Source organism: Streptomyces humi, assembly GCF_001005085.2.
Classification (GTDB): domain Bacteria; phylum Actinomycetota; class Actinomycetes; order Streptomycetales; family Streptomycetaceae; genus Streptomyces; species Streptomyces humi.
Genome location: NZ_LBMU02000043.1, coordinates 1 through 11,627, shown reverse-complemented (window position 1 = coordinate 11,627; position 11,627 = coordinate 1). Strand labels below are relative to the sequence as shown.

7 protein-coding genes are annotated in these 11,627 nt (G+C 72.1%); 3 read left to right on the top strand and 4 right to left on the bottom strand.

The features are described 5' to 3' along the window. Window positions 1–196 precede the first annotated feature (196 nt). The 3 genes from AAW13_RS20015 (at window position 197) to AAW13_RS20005 (ending at window position 5,726) form a co-directional block, all read left to right on the top strand. Entirely contained in the window at window positions 197–1,618 is a 1,422-nt protein-coding gene (locus AAW13_RS20015; protein WP_046731261.1) for a cytochrome P450, read from the top strand. Next, entirely contained in the window at window positions 1,615–2,631 is a 1,017-nt protein-coding gene (locus AAW13_RS20010; RefSeq protein WP_107483363.1) for a (-)-alpha-amorphene synthase, read from the top strand. Before AAW13_RS20015 ends, AAW13_RS20010 begins: the two co-directional genes overlap by 4 nt. Before the next feature lie 185 nt (window positions 2,632–2,816). Beyond that, a complete protein-coding gene (locus AAW13_RS20005) occupies window positions 2,817–5,726 on the top strand; it encodes an ATP-binding protein (protein WP_046731262.1) in 2,910 nt (969 codons plus the stop codon). A 30-nt stretch (window positions 5,727–5,756) separates the two neighbouring features. On the opposite strand, the gene AAW13_RS20000 is transcribed toward AAW13_RS20005, so the two are convergent. The 4 genes from AAW13_RS20000 to AAW13_RS19985 form a co-directional block, all read right to left on the bottom strand. After that, on the bottom strand, window positions 5,757–7,310 hold the full coding sequence (locus AAW13_RS20000) for an acyl-CoA synthetase (RefSeq protein ID WP_046731263.1): 1,554 nt from the start codon (window positions 7,308–7,310) through the stop codon (window positions 5,757–5,759). Then, window positions 7,307–8,416 (bottom strand): nitronate monooxygenase, encoded by a 1,110-nt coding sequence (locus AAW13_RS19995; protein WP_046731264.1) that lies wholly within the window; start codon window positions 8,414–8,416, stop codon window positions 7,307–7,309. The genes AAW13_RS20000 and AAW13_RS19995 overlap by 4 nt, the downstream gene beginning before the upstream one ends. A 54-nt stretch (window positions 8,417–8,470) precedes the next feature. After that, window positions 8,471–10,051 carry a phytoene desaturase family protein gene (locus AAW13_RS19990; RefSeq protein ID WP_046731265.1) on the bottom strand — a complete coding sequence of 527 codons (1,581 nt, stop codon included), beginning with the start codon at window positions 10,049–10,051 and terminating at the stop codon, window positions 8,471–8,473. 128 nt (window positions 10,052–10,179) lie between these two features. Beyond that, a partial coding sequence (locus AAW13_RS19985) for a tetratricopeptide repeat protein (RefSeq protein WP_143145020.1) occupies window positions 10,180–11,627 on the bottom strand: 1,448 nt, incomplete at its 5' end.

Sequence of the window (11,627 nt, the reverse complement as noted above, 5' to 3'; positions counted from 1 at the left end):
CGCGACCACGGGTGAGTACGGAATGCGCCAAAATCCGCTTCACAAAGGATGTTTTGCTTCTGCGTGCTTCCGTGCGCCCCTTTGAAGAAAGGATTCGGGAAACCCGGAAACAGCTCAACTGGGCAGGACTTGTCTCGGACATCACGTCCGCAGCAGATACGCTCATTTCGCATGTCCAGTCGGGCAGGAGGTTTTCATGAACCGCGCTGCGCCTGAACAAAAACGAACATGGACGACAGGTACTGCTCCCGGCATATTCCCGCTCTTCGGCCACGGTATCGCCTTCTACCGACGACCGCTGGCGTTTCTCAATTCTTTGCCCGCGTACGGGGATCTGGTCGAGATACGACTGGGCCCCCAGCGCGCCTGGATGGTGTGCCGTCCCGAGCTGGCCCACGAGGTGCTGATGGATCCGCACACCTTCGACAAGGGGGGCCCGCTCTACGACAGGCTCGGCAGACTGATGGGGGACGGCCTCGTCACCTGCCGCCAGCCGGACCACCGCGAGAAGCGCCGGCTGCTACAGCCCGCCTTCCGCCCCGGACGGGTGGCCGCGTACACGGACCTGGTCACCGCGGAGGCCGAGGCGGTGGCCCGCGCCTGGCCGCCGGGGCAACGCATCGCGGTGACCGAGGCCATGATGTCCCTGACGACCCGGGTGATCAGCCGGGTCCTCCTCTCCGACTCACTGGACGCGGCGAGCGCCGCCGCGGTGCGGGACTGCCTCACGGACGTCGTCCGCGGCCTGTTCGTCCGGACGGTCGTGCCGATCGACGCGCTCTTCCGGATCCCGACCCCGGCGAACCGCCGCTACCGGCGCTCGCTGGCCCGTCTGCACGCCCTCATCGACACGGTGATCGCCGAGCGGCGCCGGGGCACCGACCGCGACGACGTGCTGGGCACGCTGCTGGCGGCCACCCGCGGTGCCGGCGCGGCACCCGCCATCAGCGACCAGGAGGTCCACGACCACCTGATCACCCTGCTGCTCACGGGCGCCGAGACCCTGGCCCTCACGCTGGCGGCCGCTTTCGCCCTGCTGGCCCGCCATCCGGAGGCGGAGCGTCGCCTGCACGCCGAACTCGACTCCGTCCTCGCCGACGGCCGGCTCCCCGGTCCCGACGACCTGCCGCGTCTCGTGCACACCCGCTGCGTGGTCTCCGAGACGCTGCGCCACTCGTCCCCCGGCTGGCTCTTCACCCGGGTGACCACCAAGGAGACGGAACTCGCGGGACGCCGGCTGCCCGCGGGAGCGGCCGTGCTGTACAGCCCCTACCTCCTCCACCACGATCCGGCGTCGTTCCCCGACCCCGAGCGCTTCGACCCCGGCCGCTGGCTGCCGGGGCGGCCCACCCCGGAACAGCGCCGCGCGATGATGCCGTTCTCGGCGGGCAGCCGCAAATGTCTCGGCGACGAGTTCGCCATGGTCGAGGCCACCCTGGCGCTCGCGACCATCGCCGCGCGCCGACGGCTGCGCCGGCTGCCGGGACACGTCGAACGGCCGCCGCGCCCCGGCATCACGATGGGGCCGCGCGCACTGGTCATGATCTGCGAGACCCGCTCACCGGTGCCCCCGACGGCAGCCCCCTCACAGCGCACCGGAACCAGGAACGGCAGGTGACCACGTTGTCGACCACACATGAGGAAATCGCGCTCGCCGCACCGGACGGAACACCGGTCCCCAACCTCCGGGACCTGATCGACACCCACCTCCACATGCCCTTCCCGTTCCGGCGCAACCCGCACGAGGCCGAGGCCGCGGCCGGGGTGGACGCCTGGCTGAACGAGTGGGGGCTGACCGACGAGCCAGGTGTGGCGGCGATGATCCACCAGACCCGGCCGGCGGAACTGGCGTCGTTGACCAGTCCCGCCGTGGACGCGGATCTGCTGCGGATCGTGGCCGGTCAGATCGCCTATCAGTTCGTCTTCGACGACCGTGCGGAGGCTGTCGGCCGACGCTCCCCGGGCCGGCTGCTGCCCATGCTGTGCGAGAGCGTCGAGATCCTGCGGGACGGCCGGCCTGCCGGCTCTCCCCTCGGGGCTGCCCTTGCCGACCTCCACCGGCAGGTCAGGGAGCGGTGCACACCCGAGCAGGCGGCGCGATGGGCCTGGAAGAGCCGTGAGTACGTGCACGGCCTGCTGTACGAAGCGGTGGCGCAGGCCCACCCCTTCCTCCTGGAAACGGAGAACTGCACCTCGATACGCTCGCTGACGGCCGGTGTCGAGCCCTTCTATCCGCTGTACGAGGCCGCTCAGTCGCCCGGGCCGGCCGTCGCCGAACTCCACCGTCCCGCCGTACAGCGGCTCAGTCGGCTCTCGTCCGACGCGGCGGTGTGGACGGCCGACCTGTTCTCAGCGGTGAAGGAACAACGCGCGGGCGAGATGATCAACCTGGCCCTGGCCCGTCGGCGTGAGCACGGATGCTCCCTCCAGGACGCCGTCCTGTTGGCCGTCCGGGAGATCAACGGCACGATCGAGGAGTTCGAAAGGCTCCGTGCCGAGGTGGAACCGGAATTGAGTCCCGCGGTCCTCGGCTGTCTACAGGGCATGATCGGCTGGATGCGCGGGTGCTACGACTGGTCCCGCGCCGTACCACGCTACGCGGATGTGGTCTCGGTGCCCGCCGTGCCATAAGGGTTTCCGGGATGCTCCTGGGACAGCCGCCGGGAAAAGTCCATTCGGCCCTCCTACCCGGTGGGCGGGCATTTTCCCATCCTCCGTTCATGATTCACTCTATGGTGCCCAAACCGTCTTGTCGCACCTCACCGAGGCGTACGCTCGGCCTCCTCCGGGCCGAACGACAGAAAGCGGTACGGCACATGGCGATGGAGCTGCGGCAACCGATCACCGAACAGTGCACGTTGATCGAACGCCGTCAGGAACTTCGCGCTCTGGACGCCGCATTCCAGGAACTGCGCCGCTCTGCGGACGGCGTACCGCGAGCGCGGCGCGGGGGGCTGCTCGCCTTCAGCGGGCCGGCCGGACTGGGCAAGACCGCGCTGATCGCGGCAGCACGCGACCGGGCCGCGGGTACCGGATTCACCGTGCTGTCGGGCAGGGGCGGGGAGAACGAGCAGGGCTCGGCGTTCCGCGTGGTGCGCCAGTTGATGCAGCCGTCGCTGGCCGGCATGGACGGGGCGGAACTCCGTGCCTTCCTGGGCAGCTGGTACGACATCATGGCCGCCGTCCTCGGGCTGGAGGCGCGGGGCGCCGCCCCCGCGCCGGACCCGACCGGGGTCCGAGACGGGCTCGACTGGGTCATGACACGGCTCGCGGTGAAGAAGGCGCCCGTCGTCCTGCTGCTGGACGACCTGCACTGGGCTGACGCCGAATCCCTGAACTGGCTCTCCTCGTTCGCGTCCCGGATCGACGACCTGCCGCTGCTGATCGTGCTGGCCTACCGGCCCGACGAACTGCCGGTGGAAGGCGGCGCGCTCCGCGCACTCGTCGCGCATCACGGGGACCGTCCCCATGACCTGGCGCTGCTCAGCGCCGACGGCGTGGCACAGATCGTCAGGAACGAGGTGGGCGCGGAGGCCGAGGACGTCTTCTGCAAGGAGTGCTGGTCGGCCACCGGCGGAAGTCCCTTCGAGGTGGTGGAGCTCGCCATCGGACTCGCCGAACGGAAGGTCAGCGGCACCCAGCACGAGCTGCCCGCCATGCGCGAACTCGCCGCGGCCATCAAGGGTCCCGGACTGATCGAGCGCCTGAAACGACTCGACACGGCCACTGTCCGCTTCGCGGACGCCGCGGCCGTCCTCGGTTCGCCCTTCTCACCGCAGCTCGCCGCGACCATCGCGGTGCTCGGCGAGGACGCCGCGGCCGACGCGACCAGGCGGCTGCGTGCGGCCCGGATCCTCGCCGAGGACCATGGGCCCGAGGGCGAGCTGGAGTTCGTTCATCCGCTGATCGCGACGACGATCTACCGGTCCATCCGCCCCGGCTTCCGGGCCGGCCTGCACAATGCCGCCGCGGAGGCCCTCCTGACCGCGGGATACGGCCCCACCGCCGCCGCCCGGCACCTGCTGGAGGTGCCCTGCGAGGGCATCCCCGAGACGGTCGGCTGTCTGCGCGAGGCGGCTCGCGAGTACCTACGTGCCGGGGCCACCGAGGCGGCCCGGCGGCTGCTGACCCGCGCGCTTCAGGAGCCGCCGCTGCCCGAGGACCGCGCCGCCGTCCTGCACGAACTCGCGTGTGCCACCTTCCTGATCGAGCCGACGGCCACGGTGCGGTATCTCCGCGAGGCGCTGACCGAACCGCACGTCGACCCCGAGTTGCGCGCCTCCGTCGTCTACCGGCTGACGACGGCGCTGGCCCACACCGATCAGATGGCCGAGGCCGTGGCCGTCGCCGCCGCGGAGGCGCGTCAGGCCACGCATCCGCGCGTCAAACTGCGTATGCAGGCGGATCACTTCGTCTGGAGCACGATGCGCGCCGACGATCCCGACTCACCCGCCCGCTCCCGGAGACTGGCCCGTCTCGCTGAGCAGTTGCCCGGTCGCAGCCTGGAGGAGCGCTACATCCTGGGACTGCGGGCCTGGGACGCCGTCCTGCGCGGCGAATCACGCCGCACCGCTCTCGCGTACGCCGAGAAGTCCCTGCACGGTGGCATGAGCTGGACCGACGAGAACCGTGGCTTCGAGGTGCCCCTCTCGGTCGCTCTGGTGTTCATGTACGCCGACCAGCCGCGACGGGCCGAGGAACTCTTCGAGCAGGGGATCGCCGAGTGCACCGCCAAGGGCTGGCACGGCTCCCATTCGGCCTTCGGCCAGACCATCGCCGGGTACGTCCGCTACCACCGTGGCTGTCTGGCCGAGGCGGAGGACCTCGTCCGGGAAGGTCTGCGCATCGCCGACAAGGTGGAAGGCGTCGTGGCCGCCCAGTGGTACGGCGTGAGCGTTCTGATCCAGACGCTGCTGGCCCGTGGGCGCCTGGCCGAGGCCCGCGCACTCGCCGACCGGCACCACTTCGGCGAGACGGCTCCCAACGCCGTCATCTATCCCGACCCCCGCACGGTGTACGCCGAACTGCTGCTGGCCGAAGGGCGGCACGCCGAGGCGGCGCGGCTGCTGGCCTCGGTCGGGGACTGGCTGGACGGCCGCGGCTGGCGTAATCCGGCCTGGTGCCCGTGGCAGTTGCGACTCGCCTCCGCACTCGCCCCGATCGCCCCGGACGAGGCGGTCGTTCACGCCCAGGACGCCGTGCGCCGCGCCCGGGAGTTCGGTGCGGCCTCCACCATCGGACAGGCCCTGCACACCCTCGCCGAGGTGACCGGCGGACCGACGGCTCTGCCGGTGCACGCGGAGGCGGTACATCACCTGGAGCAGTCGCCCGCCGCCTGTGAACTGGCCCGCGCCCAGATCGGCCACGGCGCCGCGCTGTTGCGTGCCGGACGGCTCCAGGAGGCCGCCGACCGGCTGTACCAGGGGCTGGAAGGAGCCGTCCACTGCGGGGCCGAGGTACTCGCCGGGCGGGCCCGGGAGGAGCTGTCGGCGGCCGGAATGCGCCCCCTGCCCCTGCGCTATGTCCAGGCCGTCACCCTGAGCCCGCAGGAACTGCGCACCGCCGAACTGACCGTCCAGGGACAGCCGTTGGCGGCGGTGGCCGAGGAACTGCACCTCACCCAGCAGGGCGTGCGGCAGATGCTGTCCCGCATCTACCGCAAGGTCGGTACCGACTCGGCCGGTCTGGCCGACTTCCTTCAGAGCCGTTCCCGTCTCCACCCGTGAGCCGCCCGTGTGCCGCTCTCACGGCACTGGTCACACCGGCCGGGTCCGTCCCTCCCAGTACGGTTCCCGCAGCCTGCGTTTGTACAGCTTGCCGTTTGGGTCGCGGGGCATCTCGGAGATGAAGTCGACGGTCTTGGGGCACTTGTAGCCGGCCAGGCGTTCGGCGCAGTGGGTGAGGAGGGCGGCGGCGAGGTCCGGGCCCGGTTCGTGTCCGGGGGCGGGTTCGACGACGGCCTTGACCTCCTCCCCCCAGTCGTCGTGCGGGATGCCGAAGGCCGCGGCGTCGGCGACCGCGGGGTGGGACAGCAGGGCGGACTCGATCTCGGCGGGGTAGATGTTGACCCCGCCGGAGATGATCATGTCGATCTTGCGGTCGCGGAGGAAGAGGTAGCCGTCCTCGTCCAGGTAACCGAGGTCGCCCACGGTGAAGAAGTCACCGATGCGGTTCTTCCGCGTCTTGGCGTCGTCCTTGTGGTAGGAGAAACCGCCGGTGTTCATCTTCATGTAGACGGTGCCGAGTTCACCGGCCGGCAGCCGGTTGCCGTCGTCGTCGAAGACGGCGAGTTCGCTGATGGGCCAGGCCTTGCCGACCGTGCCGGGCTTCTTCAGCCAGTCCTCGGCGGTCGCGAAGGCACCGCCGCCCTCGCTGGCCGCGTAGTACTCCTCCACGCTGGGGCCCCACCAGTCGAGCATCGCCCGCTTGACGTGGTCCGGGCAGGGGGCGGCGCCGTGGATGGCGTGCCGCATGGACGAGACGTCGTAGCGGGCGCGCACCTGCTCGGGGAGGGCGAGCAGGCGGTGGAACTGGGTCGGGACCATATGGGTGTCGGTGCACTTGTGGGTGTCGATCAGGCGGAGCATCTCCTTCGGGGTCCACTTGTCCATCATGACCAGGCGGTGCCCTATGTGGAGCGAGGCGCCCGCGAACTGGAGCACGGCCGTGTGGTAGAGCGGCGAGCAGACCAGGTGGACGTCGTCTCCGAAGGGACGGATGCCGAAGATGCCGAGGAAGCCGCCGAGGTAGGCCTCCTCGGGGAGTCTGCCGGGCAGCGGGCGCCGGATGCCGCGTGGGCGTCCCGTCGTACCGGAGGTGTAGTTCATGACCCAGCCGAGTTCGCGGTCGGAGGGGGCCGACTCGGGCTGTCCGTCGAGGAGTTCGGCGTAGGGGCGGAAGCCCTCGATGTCGCCGACGGCGTACCGGTGGGTGGCGGGGAGGCCGGCCTCGTCGGCGGCGTGCCGGGCGGGGCCGGCGAAGCGTTCGTGGGCGAGCAGGACCTTGGCGCCGGAGTCGGCGACGATCCAGGCGATCTCCGGGCCGACGAAGTGGTGGTTGACGGGGACGAGGTAGAGGCCGGCCTGGGTGGCGGCGAGGTAGGCGGTGAAGAACTCGGGCCCGTTGGGCAGGACGACCGCGAAGGCGTCGCCGCGGCGCAGGCCGGCCGCGCGCAGTCCGTGCACGAGGCGGTTGGTCGCCGCGTGCAGGCGTCCGGCGGTCCATTCCTCGCCGTCGGGGGCGACGAGCACCGTGCGGTTGGGGTCGAGGGTGGCCTGGGCCCAGAATCCGGCGGGGGGCGTGCTGGTCACTTGCCGCTCCTTCCGGCGATGCGGTTGATGCGGTCGACGGCCCGTTCGAAGCCGCGGGTGAGGTCGTCGAAGACGGCCTGGACGCTGCGTTCGCCGGTCATCCGGCCGACGATCTGGCCGACGGGGGTGCCGAGCAGGGGTTCGACCTCGTACTTCTGGATGCGGGTGAGGGCCTCGGCGACGAGCAGGCCCTGGAGGGGCATCGGGAGGGTGCCGGGGCCCTGCGGGTCGTCCCAGGCGTCGGTCCACTCGGTGCGGAGCTGGCGGGCCGGTTTTCCGGTCAGGGCGCGGGAGCGGACCGTGTCACCGGAACCGGCGGCGAGCAGTTTGCGGGTCACGGCGGGTGAGGAGAGGTCGGCTTCGGTGACGGTCAGCCACAGGGAGCCCAGCCACACGCCCTGGGCGCCGAGGGCGAGCGCGGCCGCCGCCTGCCGGCCGCTGCCGATGCCCCCGGCCGCCAGGACCGGCAGCGGGGCGACGGCGTCCACGACCTCGGGGGTGAGGACCATGGTGGCGATCTCCCCGGTGTGGCCGCCCGCCTCGTAGCCCTGGGCCACGACGACGTCGATGCCGGCGTCCCGGTGCTTCTCGGCGTGCCGGGCGCTGCCCGCGAGCGCGGCGACCAGGACGCCCCGGTCGTGGGCGCGGTCGACGACGTCGGCGGGCGGCGAGCCCAGGGCGTTGGCGAGGAGCCGGATCGGGTAGTCGAAGGCGACGTCCAGCTGGGTGCGGGCGACCTGCTCCATCCACCCGGTGATGCGCCACCCGGACGCCTCGCCGTCGGCCAGTTCGGGCACCCCGTACTTGGCGAGGGTGTCGCGGACGAACTGCCGGTGCGTCTCGGGGATCATCGCCTCGACATCGGCCTCGGTGACGCCCTCCACCTTCTTGGCGGGCATGACGACGTCGAGCCCGTACGGCTTCCCGTCGACGTGCTCCTCGATCCAGTCGAGGTCGCGTTTGAGTTCGTCGGGTGCGGCGTAGCGGACCGCGCCGAGCACTCCGAAGCCGCCGGCCCTGCTGATGGCCGCGGCCACGGCGGGGAACGGCGTGAACCCGAAGACGGCGTGCTCGACTCCCAGGGTCTTGCTCAGCTCCGTCTGCATGGGCGCAGGATGCCGCAGCCGGGCGGCCGACGGAAGAGGTTTTCTGATGCTCCGTCAGATTTCTGGGCCGTCCTCCCGCTCCAGCACCGCCATCGCCGCGTTGTGCCCGGGCACCCCGCTCACCCCTCCGCCACGGACCGCGCCCGCCCCGCACAGCAGCACGTTGGCGTGCCGGGTCTCGACGCCCCAGCGGCCCGTGCCGTCCTGGGCGTGGGGCCAGGACAGGTCGCGGTGGAAGATGTTGCCGCCGGGCAGGCGCAGGTCGTGTTCCAGGTCCAGCGGGGTCTTCGCCTCGATGCAGGGGCGGCCGTCCGCGTCGAGGGCGAGGCAGTCGGCGAGCGGCTCGGCGAGGTGGGCGTCGAGCTGGGCGAGGGTGGACTTCAGGAGTTCGGCGCGTACGGCGTCGTTGTCGGCCGTGAAGAGCCGCGCGGGCGTGTGCAGGCCGAACAGGGTGAGTGTCTGGTAGCCGCGTTCGACGAGATCCCGGCCGAGGATCGTGGGGTCGGTCAGGGAGTGGCAGTAGATCTCCGAGGGCGGGGCGGCCGGGAGCCGGCCGGCCGCCGCCTCGGCGTGGGCGGTGGCCAGTTGCTGGTAGCCCTCGGCGATGTGGAAGGTGCCGGCGAACGCCTCGCGCGGGTCGACCGCGGTGTCGCGCAGTCTCGGCAGCCGCTTGAGCAGCATGTTGACCTTGAGCTGGGCGCCCTCGGCGGGCTCCGGCGCCGGGTCGCCGACCAGGGCGGCGAGTTCCTGCGGGGAGGCGTTGACCAGCACGTGGCGGGCGCCGACGACGCCCTCGCCGTCGGCGGTGCGGTAGGTGACCTCGGCGGCCCGGCCGTCGGTCTCGATCCGTACCGCCTCGTGTCCGGTGGTGAGCGAGGCGCCCGCCGAGCGGGCCGCGGCGGCCAGCGCGTCGGTGAGGGCGCCCATGCCGCCGACCGGTACGTCCCAGGCGCCGGTGCCGCCGCCGATGACGTGGTAGAGGAAGCAGCGGTTCTGGCGCAGCGAGGTGTCGTGGGCGTCGGCGAAGGTGCCGATCAGCGCGTCCGTGAGGACGACCCCGCGTACCAGGTCGTCGGCGAAGTGCTCCTCGATCGCGACGCCGATGGGCTCCTCGAACAGCGTCCGCCAGGCCGTCTCGTCGTCGATCCGGCGGCGCAGTTCGTCGCGTGTGGGCAGCGGTTCGGTGAGGGTGGGGAAGACCCGCTCGGCGACCTGGCCGGTCATGCCGTAGAACCGCCGCCAGGCCCGGTACTCCTCCTTGCCGCCGGTCAGCCGTTCGAAGGCCTCGCGGATCCGCCGCTCGCCGCCGCCGACGAGCAGTCCGGTCGGCCGGCCGGCCCGTTCCACGGGCGTGTACGAGGAGACGGTGCGGCCGCGGACCCGGAAGTCCAGGCCGAGATCGCGGACGATCTTCCTGGGCAGCAGGCTGACCAGGTACGAGTAGCGCGAGAGCTTCGCGTCGACGCCGGTGAAGGGGCGGGTGGAGACGGCGGCGCCGCCGGTGTCGCCGAGCCGCTCCAGCACGAGCACGGAGCGGCCGGCACGGGCCAGGTAGGCGGCGGCGACGAGGCCGTTGTGGCCGCCGCCGACGATGACTGTGTCGTAGGTCCGGGACGCTGCGGTGGCAGGGGGCATGGTTCTTCGTAACACGTGATGATCTAGGTGGGTAAGAGGCGTGCCGATGCGCCTCGCGGGCGGGGGTCGGTTTGCGTACGGGGCGGTGGGGCTGATCGCGCGGTTCCCCGCGTCCTTCGGGGCGCGTCTCAGAGCCGTCCGCCGGACGCGCGCTGTTGGCGCAGGACCGCCACTCGTCGGTACAGCTCCACCGCCTCGGGCCCTCGGCCCAGTTGCTCCAGGCAGTGCGCCTCGTCGTTGCGGCTGGCGAGGGTGTCGGGGTGGTCCGGGCCCAGGACTCTCTCCCGTGCGGCGGCCACCCGCCGGTACTCGGTCAGCGCGTCCGTCCAGCGGCCCAGCCAGCCCAGGCCGACGGCCACCTCGCGGCGGCTGACCAGGGTGTCGAGGTGGTCGGGGCCCAGGACGCGCTCGCGGATCGCGCAGACGTCACGGGACTCCGCGAGGGCCTCCTCCCAGCGGCCGAGACGGCCGAGGTTGACGCCGAGACCGTGGCGGGCCCGCAGGGTCTCGGGGTGGGCGGGGCCCTGGACGCGGGTACGGTCGTCGATCAGGGCGCGGTAGAGGATGAGCGCGTCCGCGCTGCGGCCGAGGCGCCCCAGGCTGATACCGACCTCGTAGCGGGCGGCGAGGGTGTCGGGGTGGTCGGGTCCGAGGGCCCGGGTCCGTGCCTCGGCGACCTCGCGGTAGGTGTGCAGGGCCTCCTCCCAGCGCCCCAACTGCCCCAGCGCGTAGGCGACTTCGTAGCGGGTCACCAGGGTGTCGGGGTGCAGCGGGCCGAGCACCCGGGCGCGGGCCTCGGCCACGTCGTGGGCCATCCGGTACGAGTCCTCCAGCCGGCCCAGCCTGCTGAGGTTGAAGGCGAGGTTGTGGCGGCAGCGCAGGGTGTCGGGATGGTCCGGGCCCATCAGCCGCCGACGGGCCGCGAGTACGTCGGCGTACACCTGGTGGGCGTCGAAATGACGGCCCAACTGGCCCAGGACGTAAGCCGTTTCCTGCCGGGTGGCCAGGGTGTCCGGATGGTCGGCGCCGAGCACCCGCTCTCTGGACCGGGCGACCTCGGTGTACTCCTGAAGGGCGTCGAGGGCGCGGCCGGTGCGGCTGAGGGTGAAGGCGACCTCGTAGCGGCTGGCGAGGGTGTCCGGGTGGTCGGCGCCGAGGAGGCCGGCGCGTTCGGCGGCGACCGCGCGGTGGATCTGGCCGGCCTCGGCCCAGCGCCCGAGGCGGCCGAGGCTGAGACCGGCGTTGTGACGACCGGCGAGGACGGCGAGGACGGCGACCGTACGAGGGGGCGGGGCGGCCTGCGGGGCCGGGGCGCTCTGCCGGGGCGGGGCGGGGGCGGCCTGCGCGGGCTCGGGGGTTTGGAGGGCCGGGCGGGCGGTCCACTCGCCGGTGAGTCCGGCGCCGGGGTCGGGCGGGGTGCTGCTCAGGGTGGTGCCGGCCGCCTTGTGCCCGGTGGTCATTCCACGCGTCCAGGACGGCAGCCGGGCCTCCCGGGACGCCGGTCCGGAGGGCCGGAGCCGGGGCTGCGCGGTGACGACGGTGGGGACGTAGGTGGGGGTGGCACGCCCCGAGGCTG

Coding starts and splice junctions, on each gene's coding strand:
- AAW13_RS20015 (WP_046731261.1), top strand. CDS start 197: ATGAACCGCGCTGCGCCTGAACAAAAACGAACATGGACGACAGGTACT.
- AAW13_RS20005 (WP_046731262.1), top strand. CDS start 2,817: ATGGCGATGGAGCTGCGGCAACCGATCACCGAACAGTGCACGTTGATC.
- AAW13_RS19995 (WP_046731264.1), bottom strand. CDS start 8,416: ATGCAGACGGAGCTGAGCAAGACCCTGGGAGTCGAGCACGCCGTCTTC.
- AAW13_RS19990 (WP_046731265.1), bottom strand. CDS start 10,051: ATGCCCCCTGCCACCGCAGCGTCCCGGACCTACGACACAGTCATCGTC.